This is a genomic window from Neobacillus sp. GCM10023253 (genome assembly GCF_042653105.1).
In the GTDB taxonomy this organism is placed as follows: Bacteria; Bacillota; Bacilli; order Bacillales; family Cytobacillaceae; genus Neobacillus; species Neobacillus citreus.
The window spans coordinates 360819-382612 of sequence record NZ_JBHSHV010000012.1; the positions used below are offsets into that span (position 1 = coordinate 360819).

A 21794-nucleotide genomic window follows, 5' to 3' on the forward strand; every position below is an offset into this window, starting at 1 on the left:
TCAAATCCTGTAATCAAAAGCTTACAAAAACAATTCCAAGACATAGGGTAAAAATATGACGATTCCTATTACAAGTGTAATAATGGCAAAAATGAACACTGCTCCGGCAGCAATGTCCTTCGCCTGTTTAGCAAGTGGTTTATACTCATTTGTTACCAGGTCTACTACGCGTTCAATTGCCGTATTCAGTAATTCCAACGAAAACATGCCGCCAATTGAAACGAGAATAAACAGCCACTCTATTTTAGTAATAGAGAAGAACAAGCCAAAGGCAATCACAATAACAGCGCTTATTGCATGAAAACGCATATTTCTTTCATGCTTTAAGGCCGTCACAATTCCTTCTATGGCATAGGCAAAGGTGTGCCAAAATTTTTTTCGTTTAGGCCTATCTAGCGAGTCCATATTCATTTAAAATTTCCTTCTGCAGAGAGAACATTTCTTTTTCCTCTTCCTCTGTCATGTGGTCATACCCTAATAAATGGAGAAATCCATGCACAGCTAAAAAGCCAAGTTCCCTTACGAAAGGATGGCCATATTCTTCTGCCTGCTCCATTGCCTTAGGAACTGAAATGATAATATCTCCCAATACCCTTGGCATCTCAGCGCCCTCAATTTCTATTTCTCCCTCACCTAACTCTTCCATGGCAAATGAAATCACATCAGTTGGCGCGTCCTTATCACGGTATTCACGATTAATTTCTTGGATTCTTTGATTTGTCACAAAGGTAACCGAAACTTCACTATGTTCTTCAATGCTTAGCTTATTTGCTGCAAAATTTAGTAACCTTTCAACATCAAGCATCTGTTGGTCAGACAGCTGCTCTGTTTCATCTAATGAATCAATAAGTAATGTCATGCTTGTTTCACCTTCTTTGTTAGCTCAGGATATTCAATTCTAGAATGAAAGATCCCCTTTAATGTTTCACATAATGTGAAAGTGACAGTTTCAATTTCCTTCATGGTCAGATCACATTCATTTAATTGCCCATCTTGAAGACGGTCAGCCACAATTTTTTTCACAAGAGACTCAATCAACTCTGGCGTAGGCTGTGATAAGGACCGTACTGCAGCCTCAACACTATCTGCAATTCCCACCACGGCCGATTCCTTTGACTGTGCCTTCGGACCGGGATAACGGAAATCATCTTCCCTTACATCAGGATCGGCCTGAAGCGCTTTATGATAGAAAAACTTCAGTAAGGTGGTCCCATGATGCTGTTCCGCGATTTCAATTATTTCCTTTGGCATATGGCACTTCTTTAGCATATTCGAACCATCCGTTACATGGGCAATGATGATGCTCGCGCTTTTGTCCGGCGGCAGACGGTCATGCGGATTATCATGGTGGATTTGATTTTCGATAAAAAAGTTTGGCCGCCGCGTTTTGCCTATATCATGATAATAGCTTCCTACCCTTGCCAGCAAACCATTTGCACCAATAGCTTCGCAGGCAGACTCCGCTAAATTTGCAACCATCACGCTATGATGATAGGTCCCAGGGGCCTCCATTAAGATTTTCCTTAAAAGCGGATGATTTGGATTCGATAATTCGATCATCCTAATGGTTGATAGTATGCCGAAACTTGCCTCAAAAAAAGGCAGTAAGCCAATCGTCAACACCGCAGAGGCAATACCTGATACAAGGGCTGTAATAAAATAATACCCATATTCCAAGCCGGAATATTGCCCGTTTGGCAAATACATTAAAGCCAAAATGGTCAACAGATTCACTACTGCAGAAAATATCCCAGCCTGCAGAATTTTTGACCGCTGGTTTTGATTACTTAAAAATAATATGCCTCCCAAAGCACTGAATAAAATATAGATACCTTCTGAAAAGTTTAATGTCCCCGATACGCCTTCATTAAATAATACACTGCCGCAAACTGCAAGGATGATAGAGGTCATAATAGCCAGCTTTTCATCAATTAAAATTTTTATCATCATCCCCGCCAAGGCTGCAGGAAATAGATAGCCAATCGCAGAATAATTAAATACTTGCAGCATACTGAGTATTTTCAATAAAAAAATTGATAGAATGAAAATCATCCCGAACAATAACAAAAAGTTTTGTCTCTTTTCGGGGAGCGATTTCATTTGGTAAAAGTAACAATAAAGCGATGTAAGTATAATGCTTATTAAAACAACTAATCCAATGAACGGCTTAAAGGATTTTTCGTTATGTAGCAGTCCAACAAGCTTCAATTGACGGTAAATATCTTGGTTTATGAGTTTCCCTTCTTCTACAATAATTTGCCCTTGTAGAATCTTAACGGGTTCAACACTTTCCGCCGCCTGCCTCCTAAGTTCTTCGGTTGCAGAAGGGTCATAAAATTCATTTTGGATCACAGCATACCTGCCAAGATCAATTGCCGCAATTCTCATATTCTCGCTCAATGCTGAATATTTTACCTCTTCCTCAACCCTCTTTTTAGCATTTTCGACTTCATCCGCAGATATTCTTTTCGTCATTACATTGTTTATGGCGGTAACCGTTAAATCTTTTGCAATGGACAATTCTTCGTTATTTGCCTGAACTAATGCGGAAAAAACCTGATCGGATAAATCCTTCGATACCGTCGGCGTTAATTTCGACTTAAGCATCGTAACTTTTTCTGAAACACTAGGCTCTATAATTTGTGGCGGCTCCTCAGAAGCCTCTGCAGCCTGCTTTTTTTTATTATCCTTTACTTCATCATTTACTTCAGCCGCAGCGCTGAAAATGGAGGTAATTAGGTCAACGCGGTTTTGCGTATATTCATTTTTTAATGTATAGACAGCCTGAACCTGGTCGCGCGCCTCTTTTCTTTTCTTCTCCGTGCTTTGCTTATCTTCGACTGTCCCTGGAGACCGTATCGTTTTTCCTGCCACTGAAAACAATTCAATATCCAGCTTTTCCGGCTTTACGTTGTTAAACATAGCTGTGAAAAGAACAATTCCTAATACCAGGAAAAAAAGAATACGAAAGAATGTATTATCCAGCAGTTTGCGAATTCGAATGAAATGCACCTGCAGTTTTTCCAACTATATCCCTCCAACCACGTTTCCCTGAATTATCAAGTCTTTACACTTATGTTATTTATTGATTTTAGATGAAAGCTTGCTTTATGTAAAATGATAACAGTTTTTCCGTCAAGTTTCATCCTCAAAAAAAAAAGGAATCACTTTTATATACAGTGAGTCCCTTTCAAGTCCATCTTATTTTTCCTTTTTTTCGTATGCCAGTATGATTCTTCCGACAAGCGGGTGGCGAACGACATCGACCGCTTCAAAATAGACGAAGGAAATGCCCTTTATATTTTGTAGAATTTCCTCAGCCTCAACTAGGCCTGATTTAGCTCCTTTTGGCAAGTCTATCTGGGTTCGGTCACCTGTAATGACCATTTTTGAGCCGAATCCAAGTCTTGTCAAGAACATTTTCATTTGCGCATGTGTCGTATTTTGCGCTTCATCCAGGATAACGAAAGCATCATCAAGCGTCCGTCCCCTCATATACGCAAGCGGAGCAATTTCGATTGTCCCCCGTTCGATAAGCCTTCCTGTATGTTCTGCCCCCAATATATCATGGAGCGCGTCATACAATGGCCGTAAATATGGGTCGACCTTTTCTTTTAAATCGCCAGGAAGAAATCCAAGACTTTCTCCTGCTTCAACAGCAGGGCGAGTTAAAATGATTTTATTAACCTGTCCATTTTTCAGGGCGTTAACGGCCATAACAACGGCTAAATACGTTTTTCCTGTACCAGCAGGGCCAATTCCAAACACTAAATCATTTTTCTTAATCGAGTTGATATATTGCCTTTGGCCAAGCGTTTTAACACGGATGGATTTTCCTTTAACGTTTTTGCCGATTTCTTCCTCATATAGATTCACAAAGTAATCAAGGGTTCCCTTTTGAGCCATTTGCACGGCATATAAGACATCTCGCCCGCTAATGGCAATTCCCTTTCGGATGACAAACATTAAGCGGTCGAGTATTTGCCCAGCAAGAGAAACCTGCTCCTCATCTCCTGAGAGGTTGAGCGACTCACCCCTTGTAATAATCGAAACATTAAGCTCTTGTTCAATAATTTTTAAATGTTGGTCTGAAGTTCCGAGCAGCGCCATTGCTTCTGCAGGATTTTCAAGCTGTACCTTAATGGTTGTTAACTTTTCTGTCATTCATGAGTCTCCTTGGAAATCGGTTGTCCGACTGCAATGTTTTCAATGATTTTAAAATGAACGTCCAGTATAACCTTACCATTTTTATTGTCTTTGTGTAAAATTTTTTCATCTTTAATGATAGCATCCTCTTCTAAAAGACTTTTTATTTGTTTTCTGGCTAATTCGAGTGCGTTTTCTTCCGCTTCTTTTTCTGTGTAATTTCTCGTGTATTCCTCTCTTTCCCGAATGGTTTTATGAACATAGGAGATGGGCAGCTCCCATTTTAAGAAATGAATTTTATGTTCAACCGTTTCGGTTTCAGATTCCTTGAAATCCGGTTTACCAAAGCCCCAGATTGGCAGCTCAAATTTTCCAAATAATAATGAATGCTTTTGTTCCTCGTTTCCGTTATAGACTTTAAAGCTGGTTTCAAACGGCAGCTCAACATGGCTCATATACCAAGTTTCGCCCCAGACCTCTCCTTTTGCTGCGATCATTTTGGAATTTTCCCCTTCTCCGATTACACCAGAAACGAGTAATTGCCCTTCCTCCACATGATCGTTCTTATCCACCACTGGTTGTCCTTCTTCAATATATCTTTTAACAATAATCGCCTTCTTTTTGGCGACGAGATTTTGCGGAGATAGTTGCTCAGGCTTCTTCGGTTCGTTTTTTTCGACCACCTGGAGATGATAGGTTGTCCCTTTTAATTCCACACCAACCCACGTAAGATCACCAATGTTATTGGTTAACTGTCTTTGAATTCCCTCAACATTTTTTACCGAAAATTGCAGCTTGCCAATCTTAACGCCCATCTTGTCCAATTCTTTGCGAATTTGATACTCAGTTGCAGGCTTAGCCCCTTTAATTTGGATTCCCCAAATGACATTTGATAAAACAAAAATTATGATCAGGAAGACTCCCGCACCTATCAAAAAGCCGCTGTTTTTCAATATCCTTTTAAATAAAAAGGGCATCCCGGTTCTTCGTAAAAAAGAAACCCTGCACCCACTGTTACGAACAAAATATCTGATTTTCTTGGCATCCTCAAGCCTCATTTTAAACGTAATGGTTTCTGTTCCATGCCGCTTTACCTTCCAGATAAAAAAGCCATTCCTAATCAGGACATTAATAAAGCGCTCCATCCCTTTACCGGATACTTTTACTGTGACAATTCCAAATAAATATTCCATCCACATATTCTTCATTTTGTTCCTCCCAGATTAATCATTAATAAACAGAACCTGATCTATTTTTCCTTCGAGTAATATCTCTTCAGGTAAGATGGTTTTAATGACGAAAGATTTTCCTTTTATCTGTAACTGTCCCTGTTTTAATAGCAGACGGAGTTCTTTATCGGTAAAGGCGAGCAAGCCTCGGTGATTTTCTATATAAATATGGATTTGTCCGATCATCGTAATTCGGGGCAAATCCATCAAAACGTCTTGAGGAAGATCCATTTTATTAGCCATCCAGTTGCGAATCCGTTGGCCCCATTTTTTTGCCATAAAAAAAGAACCCCCTTTCATCTCATGTTTATGAAATGAATAGGGGTTCTAGCACATCTTTTTCGTATTGGGTCCTGCGTTCTTTAAGGCATTACCCTCTACCCTTTTTTACGTAATACGATTTTTTAGATCGTGGCTCACCAAGAATTTCGGCCCAAATGATACCATTGATTATTTTTTGCGGGGTTGGTTCCACAGAAATGGCAGTTTCCCCCTCGACAACATTAGGATCTACCTTTGCTTTCTGGCTGATTTCGGCAGGCTTTTCCTCGCTCTGATTTACAGTTGAACCAGTTGCCATCTTCTTTTTTACCTTTTGATAAGCTTTTTCTATATCCTTTTCGTTGTTTTGTTTAGATTGTTTAAATTTCGTTTTAACCGGCTCATTTTGAAAATGAGCCCTTAAATCTTCAAAGGTATTCATAGAAAATGGTTTATATTTTGTCGTTGGTTTTTTCCCTTTGCGAAAAATCGTGGAGATGATTCCAAGAATGATTAGGAAGAGCAGCGTTTCCATTACAACCGCCTCCTAAGATGAATTTTACTGACCATCTTTGTTTTCTCCTGTTATTTTCCCGATTGACCCTCTCATTTCAGTATCGGCGGAGATGTTTTTAAAGTTAAGATAATCCATGACGCCGATATTGCCCGATTTCAATGCCTCAGCCATCGCAAGCGGCACTTTTGCATCGGCCTCTACTACCTTGGCTTTCATTTCCTGCACCTTGGCCTTCATTTCTTGCTCTAGGGCGACAGCCATAGCCCTTCGTTCCTCCGCTTTCGCCTGAGCAATCTTTTTGTCAGCCTCCGCTTGTTCCGTCTGCAATTCAGCGCCAATGTTCTTGCCGATATCAACATCAGCTATATCAATCGAGAGAATTTCAAATGCAGTGCCTGCATCAAGCCCTTTGGCCAATACCGTTTGCGAAATCAAATCAGGATTTTCTAGGACTTTGCTGTGGCTATCTGATGAACCGATGGTGGAGACAACGCCTTCGCCAACACGAGCAACGACCGTTTCCTCGCCAGCGCCCCCAACAAGGCGATCAATATTGGCACGAACAGTAATTCTTGCCTTTGCTTTTACTTCAATTCCGTTCATGGCAACACCTGCAATAAACGGTGTTTCAATAACCTTCGGATTCACACTCATTTGAACGGCTTCCAGTACGTCACGTCCCGCTAGGTCAATAGCAGCACAACGCTCAAATGATAACTCAATATTTGCCCGATGTGCTGCAATAAGTGCATTTACCACACGGTCAACATTCCCACCCGCCAAATAATGGCTTTCGAGCTGGTTTGTAGTAACATTTAAACCAGCCTTATGGGCTTTTATTAGCGGATTAACCACCTTGCTTGGTGTTACCCTTCTCAATCTCATTCCTATTAAGGTAAAAATACTGATTCTAACACCCGCAGCAAGCGCAGAAACCCAAAGCATAACCGGCACAAACGATAACAAGATGCCAAATAAAATTAAGGCAATTATTACAAAACCAATAATAAAAATAGATCCGTCCACAGTCCATTACTCCCTTCTGTTATTAAATTACCTCTCTGACAACAATTCGAGCACCTTCGACCTTGATGACCTTAATTTTTGAATTTTGGGCAATAAACCCGCCCTCACTTACCACATCAACTCTTTCATTATTAAAAATTGCTGTACCAGCAGGCCTTAAGATGGTTAATGCCACTCCTTCTTTCCCCAATAAATCGGTACGATTAATATTGGAAACATAACCATCTTCTTTTTTGGCTGAATCAAATAAAACCATTTTATTGAATAAAACAAGCTTTTTTCCCAGCACCTTTATCATTAAAAAGAACACGAGGGTTGATAAGAAAATTGAAATTAAAATTGAAACACCCATTTGTAAAGCATCCTCTCCGGCTAGAAAGAAGCTTAAAATCAAAGCTGCCAGGCCCAAAGTTCCCGCAACTGCCCCCGGAAGAAACAATTCAAAGAAAAGCAGCAGGATTCCCCCAGCAAATAAAACCAGAGTGCCAACACCGGCATAGCCTGCCATGAAATGCCCATAAAAAAATAAAACAAGCGCCAAAAGTCCAATTAAGCCTGATAGTCCAAACCTTGGCGAAAAAAGCTCCAATACCAGTCCAACTCCGCCAATCGTCAGGAGAACGGTTACAACAACAGGGTTCATAAGAAACTCAACCATCCGAGCCCTCCTTTCTTTACATCCTATAATAATACTTACGGATTATTGGCCTGAAAGTTTCATTTAAAAAATAAAAGACCACAGGCATTTACCTATGGTCTTAGTGTCAGAATACTATGAAAGGTGTTGTTGTACAAATTTATTAACAAGTGAGCCGTCTGCTTTGCCCTTTACTTTAGGCATAATAGCAGCCATCACTTTTCCCATTTCCGTTTTTGATTTTGCACCGACTTCAGCAATAGTTTCTTTTACTATTTCTGAAAGTTCCTCTTCGGAAAGCTGTTTCGGCATATACAGTTCGACAATAGCGATCTCTGTACGCAATTTTTCAACCAAGTCTTCACGACCGGCCTTATCAAACTCATGGAGGGAGTCTTTGCGTTGTTTTAATTCGCGAGAAAGGACCGTTAACTCATCTGCATCGGACAGCTCACTTACACCAAGCTTAATCGCCTCGTTTTGAATCGAAGCTTTAATCATCCGAATAACAGAAAGTTTGTCTTTTTCCTTGTTTTTCATCGCTTGTTTCATGTCATTATTTAAACGCTCGAGAAGACTCATTTATTACACCCTCTTAAAACTTACGTTTTCTTGCTGCTTCAGACTTTTTCTTACGTTTTACACTTGGCTTTTCGTAGAATTCGCGCTTTCTTGCCTCTTGCAAAGTACCAGTTTTTGATACTGTACGTTTAAAGCGACGAAGAGCATCTTCAAGCGATTCGTTTTTACGAACAACGGTTTTAGACATTCTCTTTCCCTCCCTCCGAAACACAACACACTTACATTCAATCCATGTACCTTGCAATTATAATATAACCTAGGTGCAAGGTCAACTGTATTTCACACTGATGTGACAAGGAATGTAGATTTTATGCAAATTATTTTTTAGCATGTCTTAATTTTCCTTTTAAAGATGGCATGTCCCCCCCTATCTGACCATACAATGAAGGGGGGGGAGGATAGACCATGCTTTACATATTATTATTTGTACTTTGCATTTTAATATTTATTTTTGGCATGACAATAATCAGATTTGGACTATTTAATTTATCCGCCAACAAGCTTAAGACATGGCTGATTAAACTAACCAGTACACCTTTAAAGGGAATGCTGACGGGGACATTTATAACTGCACTCTTGCAAAGCAGTTCTGCGGTAATGGTTATTACAATCGGCTTAATTTCCGCAAGAATCATGACTTTTCCTCAATCGATTGGGATTATTCTTGGTACCAATATTGGTACTACTTTTAAGACAGAATTAATTACGTTTGACATAGATGCTGTTCTTGTCCCATTTGCGATAATTGGGGCAATTCTAATTTTATTTCCCAATAAAAAAGCCAGAAGTATTGGAATGCTTCTGTTTGGCATCGCTTCTGTTTTTACGGCGATGAAGGGGTTTGAAAGGTTAGCTGAGCCGTTAACATCGATGAATGTGATCCATCAATTCATACTTTCCATAAATGATAATATTCTGATGAGTTTATTAACGGGAACGGTCATTACTGCCATTATTCAATCAAGTACGGCAATGACCGGGATTACAATGGGATTTCTAACTGCGGGGCTCCTGCAGCTTGATGCGGGAATTGCCATTGTTCTAGGGGCTAATATTGGAACCTGTATCACCGCCATTATTGCATCCATTGGCGGCGGGAAGGAGTCAAAATTGGCGGCCTATGCGCATGTGTGGCTGAATGTTTTTGGCGTATTATTATTTATCCCGCTCATCCCTCTGCTGACCGAAAATGCCCCGCTGCTCGCAGCCAGGAAGGATGTTCAACTGGCTCATATCAGCGTTATTTTTAATGTAGTGTCCTCTCTGTTGGTGCTGCCGTTTGCAACTAAGTTTGGCGAGATGATTTTATTTTTACACGATAGAAGACCCTCAAAACCGATAACAAAATGAAAGGACCCACAAATGGGTCCTTTTTAAATAGCTGCTTCTTCAGTTGTAAAAACTTCTTCCTTAACAATTGCTGTATCTTCAACCACACGGACAAATTGTCCCTCGTTGTAAGGGTATCCGGCTTTTGTAATCTTTACTTTTACAATTTTGCCAACCATATCTTCAGTTGCCGGGAAAACAACCTTTAAGTAGTTATCAGTGTAGCCAATGTAAAGGCCTGATTCAGCCTCTTCTTTAAACTCCTCTTCCGGAATAACCTCGAGAACCTCACCTTCAAATTCTGAAGCATACTCTTTTGCTAGTTGATCAGAAAGAGTGATTAAGCGGTGAACGCGGTCATTTTTGGCCTCTTCATCAAGTTGATCTTCCATTCTGGCAGCAGGTGTTCCTGTACGCTTGGAGTAAGGGAAAACATGAAGCTCGGAGAATTTATGTTCTTTTATAAAATTAAAAGTCTCCATAAATTCCTCTTCCGTTTCACCAGGGAAACCAACAATTACGTCAGAGGTTACAGCTAGACCTGGCAGGATTTCCTTCAAACGTTCCAATCTCTCTGCGAAAAATTCCATTGTATATTTACGACGCATTCTTTTCAAAACAGTATTTGAACCAGATTGAATCGGAATATGCAAATGGCGGACAACAATATTCGAATGCTTGATGACTTCAATTACTTCATCGGTAATTTGGCTGGCCTCTATCGAAGAAATTCTCAGTCGTTCTATTCCTTTAACCTGTGCCTCTAAGTCGCGAAGCAGCATCGCAAGATTATAATCCTTCATATCCTCGCCATAACCGCCTGTGTGAATACCTGTAAGGACAATCTCCTTATAGCCCGCATCCACTAATTGCTGGGCCTGGCGAATAACTTCCTGCGGATCACGTGATCTCATCAGGCCGCGTGCCCATGGAATAATACAGAATGTACAAAAATTATTGCAGCCTTCTTGAATTTTCAAAGAGGCACGTGTTCTGTCTGTAAAGGATGGTACATCCAGTTCTTCATAGACGCGATTCTTCATGATATTGCCGACACCGTTAATTGGCTGCCGTTCTGTTTTATACTGCTCGATATAGTCCAGCATTTTAACACGATCCTGTGTTCCTACAACAACATCTACGCCAGGGATAGCCATGATCTCTGCCGGCGATGTTTGTGCATAACAGCCTGTAACACAGATCACCGCATCTGGGTTCTTTCTAACCGCACGACGGATGACTTGGCGGCTTTTTTTATCTCCTGTATTCGTAACCGTACAGGTATTTATCACATAAACATCTGATATGGATTCAAAATCCACGCGCTCATAGCCTTCTTGCTTAAATAATTGCCAAATGGCTTCTGTTTCATAGTGGTTGACTTTACAACCCAATGTATGAAAAGCAACTGTTGCCATTGTATGTTCACCTCAGTAATTCAAAATGATAGGAAATGGCCGCAAGGGAATACAATGGGGCCGTTTCCGTCCTTAATATGCGCGGACCGAGTCCGCAAAGATCAAAACCATTATGCGTTAACTGCTGTACCTCTTCTTCTGAAAGGCCCCCTTCGGGTCCAAAGACAAGAAGGAGAGATTCACCAGGTTTTAATTGTTTCAGGACAGCAGAAAAAACGGATGTTTCTCCGTTTCTACTTTCCTCCTCATACGCAGCTAATTTATAATCAAATTCTTTACTTTTAGCAAGCAATTCTTTAAAACTCATCGCTCTTTCCACTTTTGGCAGCATGGCACGATGTGATTGCTCGGCTGCCTCTTTGGCAATTTTTTGCCATCTCTCTATTTTTTTCACAGCCTTTTTCTCATCCCATTTAACAACCGAGCGTGCGGCCGAGAAAGGGATAAATTGATGAGCTCCTAATTCCGTTCCTTTTTGGATAATCCACTCAAGCTTGTCCCCTTTGGGCAGCCCGCTTGCAATAGTAACTGAAATCGGCAGCTCAGAAACCTCTTCTTTCCATTGTACAACGTCTGCAGCAACTCTTTCATCGGTAATTTCTGCAAGCCGGCAGATGGCCTGCTTTCCATCAGGATCGACACAGATGATTTGATCGCCAAGTTCCATGCGCATCACCTTGACTATATGGTGGCGATCTTCTTCGTCTATGAAAAAACGATCTTCACTTGCTCGGTTTTTAACAAAGTAGCGCTGCACAACTTTGCACCCTCTCTAAAACAGAATACGTCTTATTTTACTAAAATTTAAAGGAATAATAAAGAATGAAATACAAAAAGGGGAATGAATATCCCCCCCCTCGCTTCTTCATTATACCCTTTTAGAAATAATGGCAACCCAATCCTCCATTAAAATGGTTTCTGTAATTTCAAAACCGGATGATACAAGTGCCTCTTTTACTTGATCTTTTTTCTGCTGAATAATACCTGAAGTAATGAAATAACCTCCCGGCTTTACAATCCGGGCCGCATCATCGGTAAATCGCAAAATGACTTCCGCTAAAATATTGGCCACAATGACATCAGCTGATCCTTCTTCAACGCCATCAAGCAGGTTATTCTGAGAAACATTCACCTTATTGTGAACTTTATTTAACTTAATATTTAATTTTGCCTGTGTAACCGCCACTTCATCAAGGTCAAAAGCCCTGACATCCTCTGCTCTCAGCATGGCAGCAGCAATACTTAGAACACCCGAACCTGTTCCAACATCAATGACTCGATCACCAGGGCGGACCGTTCTTTCAAGGGCTTGAATACACATCACCGTCGTCGGATGTGTCCCCGTACCAAACGCCATGCCTGGATCCAATTCAATGATTAATTCATCGCTGCTGACGGGGTTATATATCTCCCAAGTAGGTACAATCGTGAACTTTTCAGAGATCTTAACAGGGTTATAATACTTCTTCCAAGCAGTCGCCCATTCTTCCTCGTTTACCTCACTGATTGTAACCTTATTTAAGCCTATATCAATATTGAATAGGATAAGATTATTAATAGAATCTTTAATCGCTTCGACTGTTTCGCCCAAGAAGCTATTGACCGGCAAATAGGCCTTTACAATGACACCTTCCTCAGGGTAATCATCTGGATTAAGCTGGTAGATTTCACCGAATTGATCTTCCCTTTCCTTTGTCAATTCAAATGGATCCTCAATTACAACACCGCTCGCCCCAGCTTCGTGTAAAATATGAGAAATTGGCTCAATCGCTTCATTTGTTGTGTGGATACTAATTTCAGACCATTTCATTCTACCAGCTCCAATCCTTACTCGCCTTTAAAGGCACGTTTTACTTTTGAAAAAAAGCTTTCTTCATGTTCCCCTAGAGGAGCATTGCCGCTTGCCTCATCAAATTCGCGCAGCAATTGTTTTTGTTTATCACTTAATTTTGTTGGGGTGATAACCCGAACAAGAATATGTTGATCGCCCGTACCATAACCACGGACATTCGGAACGCCTTTTCCTCTTAATCGGAATTTGGTTCCGGTTTGTGTACCAGAAGGTACCTTCAATTTTACTTTCCCATGCAAGGTTGGCACTTCAATCTCGGCTCCGAGTGTCGCCTGAACAAACGTGATTGGCATTTCACAATAAATGTCATCGCCATCACGTTCAAAAAATTCATGCTCACGAACGTGGAAAACAACATAAAGATCTCCTGCCGGCCCGCCGTTAATACCACCTTCGCCTTGTCCAGAGAGACGCATCTGCTGGCCATCGTCGATACCCGCAGGAATTTTCACATGAATCTTTTTCCGCTTCTTTACTTTACCAGTGCCGCCGCATGTGGCACATTTATTTTTAATTTCTTTACCAGTTCCGTTACAGTAGTGGCAGGTACGTCTGTTCACAATTCTGCCGAATGGAGTATTCTGCTCCACACTTACTTGTCCTGAACCCTGACAATGTTTACAGGTCTCTGGCTTCGTTCCAGGCTTTGCTCCTGTACCACTACATGTTTCACATGTTTCTTCACGAGGAATTTCAATATCCGTTTCTTTACCGAATGCCGCTTCCTCAAAAGAAATGGTCATTGTATATTGCAGGTCTGCACCCTGTCTTGGCGCATTCGGGTCTCTCCGACGAGAACCGCCTCCGCCAAAAAAGGTATTAAAGATATCTTCAAAGCCGCCAAAACCGCCGCCGAAATCAGAACCGCCGCCAAATCCTCCGAAGCCTTGATTCGGGTCTGTATGTCCGAATTGGTCATAGTGTGCCCGTTTTTGGTCATCACTCAACACTTCATAGGCTTCTGCAATTTCCTTAAATTTATCCGCTGCATCCGGTTCTTTATTGATATCCGGGTGATATTGTTTAGACAGTTTGCGATAAGCCTTTTTTATTTCATCCTTAGAGGCACCTTTGCTTAAACCAAGCACCTCATAGTAATCCCGTTTACTCATTGATTACCATCACTCCCGAATCTTTTCACATAAAGATTATTCTAACACCCTAGGAAAGGTATAGCAATAAATAAAAACTCGCCGACTGGCGAGTCCATTAGGACAAAGACAGAGGCGTAGTTATATTTATGCGTTCAGAATTTATGAAATAAATTCTGATTAGCTAAAAAAGCCAAAGCCTTTAGTCTGACTTTGACTTTTTTATCAGTAATACAAGTAACCGTCTAATACAACGATTACTGTCTAGCTCCAGCGCCTAGGGGCTCTGGGTCATAAGCCAATCCGTCCTGAAGGTTAATAAGCAACCTTCATGCCGGCTCGTCTTATGCCTATCGCCCCTGGTCAAGGCGCTTCCGCTTTTCTATTTATCGTCTTTAACTTCTTCAAACTCTGCATCAACTACATTGTCGTCTTTTTTGCCAGAGGCACCTGCATCAGCGCCGCCTGCCTGCGCTTGCTGTGCAGCAGCAGCCTGTTCATATAGCTTTACAGTCAAAGCCTGAACGATTTCTTGAAGAGCATCTTTTTTCGCACGCATTTCTGCTAAATCGTTTTTCTCGATAGCTTGCTTTAGAGCATCCTTCGCATCATTTGCTTTTGCTACTTCAGCAGCGTCAACCTTACCTTCCAGATCCTTTAAGGTTTTTTCTGTCGTAAAGACTAGCTGATCTGCTTCATTGCGAAGATCTGCTTCTTCTTTGCGTTGTTTATCCGCCTCCGCGTTTTCTTCTGCTTCACGGACCATTTTTTGGATTTCATCATCAGAAAGTCCTGTAGATGATTTGATGGTAATTTGCTGCTCTTTATTTGTACCAAGATCCTTGGCACGAACATTTACGATACCGTTTTTATCAATATCGAAAGTTACTTCGATTTGCGGAATTCCGCGTGGTGCCGGTGGAATGTCAGATAACTGGAAGCGACCTAATGTTTTATTGTCCGCTGCCATTGGACGCTCCCCTTGAAGAACGTGGATATCCACGGCTGTTTGGTTGTCAGCAGCAGTTGAGAACACCTGTGACTTGGAAGTTGGAATGGTTGTATTACGGTCGATTAATTTTGTAAATACACTGCCCATTGTTTCAATACCAAGGGATAATGGCGTTACATCTAGAAGTACAACGTCTTTTACGTCACCAGTGATAACGCCGCCCTGAATTGCTGCACCCATCGCTACAACTTCATCAGGGTTTACACCGCGATGCGGCTCTTTGCCAGTTGCCTTTTTAATAGCTTCTTGAACAGCCGGGATACGAGTAGAACCACCGACAAGAATAACTTTGTCAAGTTCTGATGGAGACATACTTGCATCGCTCAATGCCTGGCGGACAGGTCCCATCGTACGTTCAACAAGATGTGCTGTTAATTCATCAAATTTAGCCCTTGATAAAGTTACTTCCAAATGAAGCGGACCTGCAGGGCCTGCAGTGATAAATGGCAGGGATACCTGCGTGGAAGTCACGCCGGAAAGATCCTTTTTCGCTTTTTCAGCAGCATCCTTCAAACGTTGCAAGGCCATTTTATCTTGAGAAAGGTCAATGCCATTTTCCTTTTTGAATTGATCTACTAAATAATCAATAATCACTTGGTCAAAATCATCACCGCCAAGACGGTTGTCGCCAGCAGTTGATTTTACCTCAAAAACACCGTCTCCAAGTTCAAGAATGGAAACGTCAAATGTACCACCGCCAAGGTCATAAACAAGAATCGTTTGATCTTGGTCTGTTTTATCCAAACCGTATGCTAAAGCAGCAGCAGTCGGTTCGTTAATGATCCGTTCTACTTCAAGACCGGCAATTTTACCTGCATCCTTCGTAGCCTGGCGCTCAGCATCGTTAAAGTAAGCAGGAACTGTAATGACTGCCTTTGTTACTGGCTCACCAAGATAATCCTCTGCATAGGATTTTAAATACTGAAGAATGATAGCCGAAATTTCCTGCGGTGTATATTGCTTTCCTTCAATTTCTTCCTTATGGGCAGTCCCCATATGACGTTTAATGGAAATAATCGTATTTGGGTTTGTGATCGCCTGGCGCTTTGCCACTTCCCCTACTTGACGTTCCCCATTTTTGAAGGCTACAACAGATGGAGTTGTACGGTTGCCTTCTGGATTGGGAATTACCTTTGGTTCCCCGCCTTCAAGTACAGCAACACAGGAGTTGGTTGTACCAAGGTCAATACCGATAATTTTGCTCATTGCCTTTATCCTCCTTATAAAATAATATGTAGGCTTATTGATTCACTTTTACCATTGATGGCCGAATCACCCGGTCTTTTAGTAAATAGCCCTTCTGGAATTCCTCAATCACTATGTTTGAGCCATAAGCAGCATCGTCTCCCTGCATTACAGCATGATGCTGATGGGGATCAAATTCCTTCCCCACTGCTTCAATTGGCTCGACACCTTCTTTTTTCAAAGCATCGATTAAGCTGCGGTAGACCATATCCATTCCCTGCAGCACTGACTTTGTTTGTTCGTTGTCTGCCTCAATCTCCAAAGCTCTTCCAAAGTTATCAAGTACCGGAAGTAAATCGGTCACTAGTTTTTGCGCTCTATATTTTTCGCCCGCCTCTTGATCCAAGCGGGTACGGCGTTTGAAATTATCAAAGTCTGCTTGCAGGCGAAGGTAGCGGTTCTCTGCCGCCTCCAGTTTTTCCTTTAACATTTGAATTTCCTGCAATTGCACTTCAGCTTCAGCACGAACAGGCTGTTCAGAAGTTTCTGCCTCCATTTCAATTGTTTGTTCAATTGATTGTCCGGCACGAGCAGCTTCATTATCAGTAAATTCAACGCTTTCGCTGCCTCTTAAATCTTCCATTTCTTCATTCAAGGTATTGTTTTTTTCGTTTGACAACATACTCACCTCCCTTAAAGAATCAAATCTCAATTATTTAATGGCTGATAACCATGGTAAGAGGGTGAAATGGTTGATTTCACCCTTACTCAATATTACCAGTGTTATTTGTATTGATACAGCTTTGTTAATACCGCCGATAAATCATGGCTTAATAACTGCAATAAGCTGATAACACGTGAATATTCCATCCTTGTCGGGCCAAGAATCGCAATCGTCCCCAATTTTTCTGTGCCGGCAGAATAAGTAGCCGTGATCAGACTGCAATCTTCCATGATACTATTTTGATTCTCACTGCCTATCTTCACGCTAATACCCTTTTGATTGCTTCTGATTAAATTTGTAATCCAATCTTCTCGATCTATCATGGTTAATAGATTACGTATTTTGGCAATATCATGAAATTCTGGCTGACTTAACATGTTCGTTTTCCCTGCGAAAAATAACTTCTCAGTTGCTGGCATTTTAAAGGTTTCCGCAATGGTATGAAGAAAAAGATCATAACGGCGGATATGCTGTTTTAAAAGCATTGCCACCTCTTTAAAAATCTTATCATGTAAATCTTCAAGCGGGACGCCGGATAATTTTTCGTTTAGGATGTTGACGATTTTCTCCAATTCGCTCATATCAAGTACAGCCGGCAGTGAAAAGGTCCTATTTTCCACATGGCCAGTATCTGTCACTAAGATTGCAACAGCTGTTTCTTTGTTTAAAGGGATGATTTGAATTCTTTTTAGCTTATTGATGCCGACATCCTGCCCTAGAACAATAGAAGTATAATTCGTCATTTCTGACAAAATTTTTGCAGACCTTTGGATAATTTTTTCAAATTCAAAAATCCTCTCCGCAAAGATGGATTGAATGATTGAAATATCCTGAGGATTCAAAGTCTGCGGTGAAAGCAAATGGTCAACGTAGTAACGATAACCTTTTTCCGAAGGGACACGCCCCGATGAGGTATGGGTTTTTTCGATAAACCCCATTTCCTCAAGATCGGCCATTTCATTTCGAATCGTTGCCGAACTAAAGGAAATTTCCTCTTTTTTCGACAAACTTCTAGAGCCGACTGGTTGTGCAGATCGAATAAAGTCATCAACAATAACCTGAAGAATCAACAATTGACGATCTGTTAACAACATTCATCACCTCTGTTAGCACTCCGCATTAACGAGTGCTAATTATACTAATAAATTATCAAAAAGGAATTATGGTGTCAATTACATACTCCTAAAAACGACTGAAAAACTTCATTTCCTAGCAAACGGCCCTTTTTAGTTAAATATATTCTGCCATCCTGTACATTTAACAATTGTCTTGACGTTAAATCAGCTAATTCCTGCTTAAATAATTGCTCGGGATCACGGTCAAATTTCATTTTAAAACGTGAGATTGAAACACCTTCCGTTTTTCGCAGGCCTAAAAACATTTCTTCCTCCATTTGTTCCGCTAATGTTACTGGATGTTCCTCAATGAAAGGAAGTTTTCCACTGTTAATCTGGTCCATATATTTTTTCAAAGGCCCATAATTTGAACGGCGAAAGCCGTCTACGTAGCTATGCGCTCCAGCCCCAAAACCAAAGTAGTTTTCGTTGTCCCAATAGGTTAAATTATGCTTGCTTTCAAAGCCGGGCTTGGCAAAGTTGCTGATTTCATACTGTTTGAATCCGTGTTTTTCCATTGCCTCCATTACCATTTCGTACATTTGTGCCTCTATATCCTCACCAGGGACTGGAAGGCGGCCTTTTTTCATTAAATTATAAAAAACGGTCTTAGGCTCGATAATTAACGAGTAGGCCGAGTAATGCGGAATGTCCAATGAAAACGCCGTATGAATAGAAGCTTGAAAGTCTTCAAGTGTTTGCTCGGGCAAACTGTAAATCAGGTCGATACTAATATTCTGAAATCCTGTCTTCTTCACATTGTCAATGGTTCGATAGACATCTTCAGCCCGATGAACACGGCCGATTTTTTTCAACAATTCATCATTAAAGGTTTGGACGCCAAGACTTATCCGGTTGACCCCTGCATCCTTTAATATTTGTAATTTTTCCTTCGATAAATCACCGGGATTTGCCTCGAAAGTAAATTCTACATCTGAACTTTTCAATAAATGTCGGTTAATGCTTTCACAGAATCGTTCAAGCTGTTTTTCATTTAAAGAGGTGGGCGTTCCTCCCCCAACAAAAATAGTATCAAGTTCTTTCACTGGATACTGCGCCAGAGTCATTTGCATTTCCCGATCCAGAGCTAGTAAGTATTCATCAACAGGCTGCCCCTTAAGAAACACTTTGTTAAAATCACAATAATGGCAAATATGTTCACAAAAAGGAATGTGCAGATAGGCAGCTTTAATCATTTATGTTTCAACTCCTAATTAATAAATGAAAACTCGCCGATTGGCGAGTCCGTTAGGACGATGACAGAGGCGTAGTTGAATTTATGCGTTAAGGGATTATAAAATTTGGAAAAATTTTATAATCCCTTATTAGCTAACAAAAAGAGGCAGGCTTCACCTTTATGGGCTTGTCCTGACCTCGTGTTGAAGTTATTTTTTTGTATTATTGTCGTCCATCTTTAGCACGGCCATGAACGCTTCTTGCGGCACTTCAACGGAACCAACCTGTTTCATCCGCTTTTTACCTTCTTTTTGCTTTTCGAGCAATTTACGTTTACGGGAGATGTCACCACCGTAACATTTCGCTAAAACGTTTTTACGCATCGCCTTTATGGTTGAACGGGCGACAATTTTCTGCCCGACGGCAGCCTGAATAGGAACTTCGAATTGCTGCCTTGGAATTAGTTCCTTCAGCTTTTCGACAATTACTTTTCCCCGTTCATAGGCGAAGTCTTTATGGACAATAAAGCTAAGAGCGTCAACTTTTTCGGCGTTTAACATGATATCCATTTTAACCAGCTTGGACGGTTTATAACCGATCAGTTCATAATCAAATGAAGCATAGCCTCTCGTATTTGACTTCAATTGATCAAAGAAATCATAAACAATCTCTGCAAGCGGAATTTCGTAAATAATGCTGACCCGGTTTTCATCCAAGTATTGCATATCGATAAAATTGCCGCGTTTTTGCTGGCAAAGCTCCATAATTGCGCCAACATAATCATTTGGCGACATCATGGTTGCTTTCACATATGGCTCCTCTACCCGGTCGATTTTTTGCGGGTCAGGCATGTTGGATGGGTTGTCCACGTTGATCTGTTCTCCGTCTGTCATATGGACATGATAGATAACACTTGGAGCAGTCGCAATTAAATCGATTTTAAATTCCCGCTCAATCCGCTCTTGGATGATTTCCATATGAAGCAGTCCCAGGAATCCGCAGCGGAAGCCAAACCCCAGCGCCTGTGAGGTTTCCGGTTCAAATTGCAGGGCGGAATCATTCAGCTGCAGCTTTTCCAACGCTTCACGGAGATCATTAAATTTAGCCGTATCAATTGGGTACATTCCGCAATAAACCATTGGATTTAATTTACGATAGCCAGGCAGCGCTTCTTTAGCTCCGTTTTTGGCATTAGTGATCGTATCCCCGACACGGGTATCGCCGACATTTTTAATAGATGCCGCCAGATAGCCCACATCACCGACAGTTAATTCATTTCGTTGCACTTCTCTTGGATTATGAACGCCGACTTCAGTCACTTCAAATTCCGCACCGGTGGCCATCATTTTAATTTTATCGCCGACCTTTACAGTCCCATCGACGATACGAATATAGGCGATTACACCGCGATAGGCATCATATAGCGAATCGAAAATCAGTGCTTTTAATGGCGCCCCAGGATCTCCCACAGGGGCAGGGACCTTCTCAACAATCTGCTCAAGTATATCTTCAATTCCGATTCCAGCTTTTGCAGAGGCTAAAACTGCCTCGGAAGCATCAAGCCCTATGACTTCTTCAATTTCATCGCGCACCCTTTCTGGGTCTGCACTCGGGAGGTCGATTTTATTAATTACAGGTAAGATTTCAAGATTGTTATCCAATGCTAGATAAACGTTTGCCAATGTTTGCGCTTCAATTCCCTGTGCTGCGTCGACAACTAGAATAGCCCCCTCACAAGCAGCCAGGCTGCGCGACACCTCATAGGTGAAATCGACATGTCCCGGGGTGTCAATTAAATGGAAAATATATTCTTCGCCATCTTTGGCTTTGTATTGTAACTGGACCGCGTTTAATTTTATCGTTATCCCGCGCTCTCTCTCCAAGTCCATCGAGTCCAAAAGCTGGGCTTTCATTTCTCGGGAGGAGAGGGCATTGGTTTTTTCTAAAATTCGATCGGCCAAGGTCGATTTACCATGATCGATATGGGCAATAATTGAAAAGTTTCTGATTTTTTCTTGTCGTTTCAGTCGTTCATCTCTATTCATGTGGTTCACTCCTACTAAATTGGCGCAGATACACTATTTTTCATTATAACAAGAGGATTATCAAGATTCAATGAAAACTAAAACAGCAGCACCTTCACTGGTGCCGCCGTTTATTTCACTACCAAATCAATCAGACTCTCAGAAGCTTTGGTTAAGCCATCTGACATTTTTCTACCCATTGAGGAGAAAAAATTATAGGCATTGATCTCTTCAAGTTTCTTCTTTTTTGCTTCAATATCATGATTGGAAATATTTTTGCCAAGAAAGGTCGCCTTTAGATCAGTCCCTGTTTCATTTATAGAGACCGCGTTTTGAAAATTGGGATCCTGATACCCTTTCATTTTTTGGATTCCATTGTTCGCCAGTTCCATTCCCGTTAAAACTGAAATAAACATTAGCGCTGCGATAATGAAACTTTTTACCATGAACATTTTCATATGAAACGCTCC

Annotated in this window: 22 protein-coding genes; 1 reads left to right on the plus strand and 21 read right to left on the minus strand. The window is 41.1% G+C overall.

What is annotated here, in order from left to right; all coding sequences use genetic code 11:
• Positions 1–21: 21 nt before the first annotated feature.
• From ACFPA1_RS15915 to rpsU, 11 genes are all read right to left on the minus strand, one after another.
• Complete coding sequence (locus tag ACFPA1_RS15915) at positions 22–411, minus strand: diacylglycerol kinase family protein (RefSeq protein WP_378584084.1); 390 nt, start codon at positions 409–411, stop codon at positions 22–24.
• Positions 389–805 carry an rRNA maturation RNase YbeY gene (gene ybeY / locus ACFPA1_RS15920; protein WP_378584408.1) on the minus strand — a complete coding sequence of 139 codons (417 nt, stop codon included), beginning with the start codon at positions 803–805 and terminating at the stop codon, positions 389–391. Before ybeY ends, ACFPA1_RS15915 begins: the two co-directional genes overlap by 23 nt.
• 50 nt (positions 806–855) lie before the next feature.
• Positions 856–3027 (minus strand): HD family phosphohydrolase, encoded by a 2172-nt coding sequence (locus ACFPA1_RS15925; protein ID WP_213144816.1) that lies wholly within the window; start codon positions 3025–3027, stop codon positions 856–858.
• A gap of 174 nt (positions 3028–3201) precedes the next feature.
• Positions 3202–4164, minus strand: coding sequence for a PhoH family protein (locus ACFPA1_RS15930; RefSeq protein WP_213144815.1), 963 nt, complete (start codon positions 4162–4164; stop codon positions 3202–3204).
• On the minus strand, positions 4161–5354 hold the full coding sequence (gene yqfD, locus ACFPA1_RS15935) for a sporulation protein YqfD (protein WP_213144814.1): 1194 nt from the start codon (positions 5352–5354) through the stop codon (positions 4161–4163). The genes ACFPA1_RS15930 and yqfD overlap by 4 nt, the downstream gene beginning before the upstream one ends.
• A gap of 15 nt (positions 5355–5369) precedes the next feature.
• On the minus strand, positions 5370–5654 hold the full coding sequence (yqfC, locus tag ACFPA1_RS15940) for a sporulation protein YqfC (protein WP_213144813.1): 285 nt from the start codon (positions 5652–5654) through the stop codon (positions 5370–5372).
• A gap of 91 nt (positions 5655–5745) precedes the next feature.
• Positions 5746–6171, minus strand: a complete 426-nt coding sequence (locus ACFPA1_RS15945; RefSeq protein WP_213144812.1) for a hypothetical protein — start codon at positions 6169–6171, stop codon at positions 5746–5748.
• Between the two features lie 24 nt (positions 6172–6195).
• A complete protein-coding gene (gene floA, locus ACFPA1_RS15950; RefSeq protein ID WP_378584410.1) occupies positions 6196–7167 on the minus strand; it encodes a flotillin-like protein FloA in 972 nt (323 codons plus the stop codon).
• 34 nt (positions 7168–7201) lie between these two features.
• On the minus strand, positions 7202–7837 hold the full coding sequence (locus tag ACFPA1_RS15955) for an NfeD family protein (protein ID WP_378584086.1): 636 nt from the start codon (positions 7835–7837) through the stop codon (positions 7202–7204).
• 114 nt (positions 7838–7951) lie between these two features.
• Positions 7952–8398, minus strand: coding sequence for a GatB/YqeY domain-containing protein (locus ACFPA1_RS15960; protein WP_213120130.1), 447 nt, complete (start codon positions 8396–8398; stop codon positions 7952–7954).
• Positions 8399–8411: 13 nt separating this feature from the next.
• Entirely contained in the window at positions 8412–8585 is a 174-nt protein-coding gene (rpsU, locus tag ACFPA1_RS15965; protein WP_007087607.1) for a 30S ribosomal protein S21, read from the minus strand.
• Positions 8586–8803: 218 nt separating this feature from the next.
• On the opposite strand from rpsU, the gene ACFPA1_RS15970 reads away from it, so the two are divergent.
• A complete protein-coding gene (locus ACFPA1_RS15970) occupies positions 8804–9748 on the plus strand; it encodes a Na/Pi symporter (protein ID WP_213144810.1) in 945 nt (314 codons plus the stop codon).
• 23 nt (positions 9749–9771) lie between these two features.
• Here ACFPA1_RS15970 and mtaB read toward each other — a convergent pair whose 3' ends face one another.
• From mtaB to ACFPA1_RS16020, 10 genes are all read right to left on the minus strand, one after another.
• On the minus strand, positions 9772–11145 hold the full coding sequence (gene mtaB / locus ACFPA1_RS15975; protein WP_378584088.1) for a tRNA (N(6)-L-threonylcarbamoyladenosine(37)-C(2))-methylthiotransferase MtaB: 1374 nt from the start codon (positions 11143–11145) through the stop codon (positions 9772–9774).
• Between the two features lie 7 nt (positions 11146–11152).
• Complete coding sequence (locus ACFPA1_RS15980) at positions 11153–11902, minus strand: 16S rRNA (uracil(1498)-N(3))-methyltransferase (protein WP_378584089.1); 750 nt, start codon at positions 11900–11902, stop codon at positions 11153–11155.
• Positions 11903–12013: 111 nt separating this feature from the next.
• On the minus strand, positions 12014–12955 hold the full coding sequence (gene prmA, locus ACFPA1_RS15985) for a 50S ribosomal protein L11 methyltransferase (protein ID WP_378584091.1): 942 nt from the start codon (positions 12953–12955) through the stop codon (positions 12014–12016).
• Positions 12956–12972: 17 nt separating this feature from the next.
• On the minus strand, positions 12973–14109 hold the full coding sequence (gene dnaJ, locus ACFPA1_RS15990) for a molecular chaperone DnaJ (RefSeq protein ID WP_378584093.1): 1137 nt from the start codon (positions 14107–14109) through the stop codon (positions 12973–12975).
• Positions 14110–14470: 361 nt separating this feature from the next.
• Positions 14471–16306, minus strand: a complete 1836-nt coding sequence (gene dnaK, locus ACFPA1_RS15995) for a molecular chaperone DnaK (protein ID WP_213144805.1) — start codon at positions 16304–16306, stop codon at positions 14471–14473.
• Between the two features lie 34 nt (positions 16307–16340).
• Positions 16341–16967: a nucleotide exchange factor GrpE gene (gene grpE / locus ACFPA1_RS16000; protein WP_378584095.1), complete on the minus strand. Its 627-nt coding sequence runs from the start codon at positions 16965–16967 to the stop codon at positions 16341–16343.
• Between the two features lie 101 nt (positions 16968–17068).
• On the minus strand, positions 17069–18100 hold the full coding sequence (gene hrcA, locus ACFPA1_RS16005) for a heat-inducible transcriptional repressor HrcA (RefSeq protein ID WP_213145290.1): 1032 nt from the start codon (positions 18098–18100) through the stop codon (positions 17069–17071).
• 77 nt (positions 18101–18177) lie between these two features.
• Positions 18178–19320: a radical SAM family heme chaperone HemW gene (gene hemW / locus ACFPA1_RS16010; protein WP_378584096.1), complete on the minus strand. Its 1143-nt coding sequence runs from the start codon at positions 19318–19320 to the stop codon at positions 18178–18180.
• 189 nt (positions 19321–19509) lie between these two features.
• A complete protein-coding gene (gene lepA, locus ACFPA1_RS16015; protein ID WP_213144802.1) occupies positions 19510–21345 on the minus strand; it encodes a translation elongation factor 4 in 1836 nt (611 codons plus the stop codon).
• A 110-nt stretch (positions 21346–21455) separates the two neighbouring features.
• Positions 21456–21782 (minus strand): DUF3679 domain-containing protein, encoded by a 327-nt coding sequence (locus tag ACFPA1_RS16020; RefSeq protein WP_213144801.1) that lies wholly within the window; start codon positions 21780–21782, stop codon positions 21456–21458.
• Positions 21783–21794 lie beyond the last annotated feature (12 nt).

Bases quoted from the DNA above. Each gene is read 5' to 3' on its own strand.
- ACFPA1_RS15915 (WP_378584084.1), bottom strand. From the start codon at position 411: ATGAATATGGACTCGCTAGATAGGCCTAAACGAAAAAAATTTTGGCAC.
- ybeY (WP_378584408.1), bottom strand. From the start codon at position 805: ATGCTTGATGTTGAAAGGTTACTAAATTTTGCAGCAAATAAGCTAAGC.
- ACFPA1_RS15930 (WP_213144815.1), bottom strand. From the start codon at position 4,164: ATGACAGAAAAGTTAACAACCATTAAGGTACAGCTTGAAAATCCTGCA.
- yqfD (WP_213144814.1), bottom strand. From the start codon at position 5,354: ATGAAGAATATGTGGATGGAATATTTATTTGGAATTGTCACAGTAAAA.
- yqfC (WP_213144813.1), bottom strand. From the start codon at position 5,654: ATGGCAAAAAAATGGGGCCAACGGATTCGCAACTGGATGGCTAATAAA.
- ACFPA1_RS15945 (WP_213144812.1), bottom strand. From the start codon at position 6,171: ATGGAAACGCTGCTCTTCCTAATCATTCTTGGAATCATCTCCACGATT.
- ACFPA1_RS15955 (WP_378584086.1), bottom strand. From the start codon at position 7,837: ATGGTTGAGTTTCTTATGAACCCTGTTGTTGTAACCGTTCTCCTGACG.
- ACFPA1_RS15960 (WP_213120130.1), bottom strand. From the start codon at position 8,398: ATGAGTCTTCTCGAGCGTTTAAATAATGACATGAAACAAGCGATGAAA.
- rpsU (WP_007087607.1), bottom strand. From the start codon at position 8,585: ATGTCTAAAACCGTTGTTCGTAAAAACGAATCGCTTGAAGATGCTCTT.
- ACFPA1_RS15970 (WP_213144810.1), top strand. From the start codon at position 8,804: ATGCTTTACATATTATTATTTGTACTTTGCATTTTAATATTTATTTTT.
- mtaB (WP_378584088.1), bottom strand. From the start codon at position 11,145: ATGGCAACAGTTGCTTTTCATACATTGGGTTGTAAAGTCAACCACTAT.
- prmA (WP_378584091.1), bottom strand. From the start codon at position 12,955: ATGAAATGGTCTGAAATTAGTATCCACACAACAAATGAAGCGATTGAG.
- dnaJ (WP_378584093.1), bottom strand. From the start codon at position 14,109: ATGAGTAAACGGGATTACTATGAGGTGCTTGGTTTAAGCAAAGGTGCC.
- dnaK (WP_213144805.1), bottom strand. From the start codon at position 16,306: ATGAGCAAAATTATCGGTATTGACCTTGGTACAACCAACTCCTGTGTT.
- grpE (WP_378584095.1), bottom strand. From the start codon at position 16,967: ATGTTGTCAAACGAAAAAAACAATACCTTGAATGAAGAAATGGAAGAT.
- hemW (WP_378584096.1), bottom strand. From the start codon at position 19,320: ATGATTAAAGCTGCCTATCTGCACATTCCTTTTTGTGAACATATTTGC.
- lepA (WP_213144802.1), bottom strand. From the start codon at position 21,345: ATGAATAGAGATGAACGACTGAAACGACAAGAAAAAATCAGAAACTTT.
- ACFPA1_RS16020 (WP_213144801.1), bottom strand. From the start codon at position 21,782: ATGAAAATGTTCATGGTAAAAAGTTTCATTATCGCAGCGCTAATGTTT.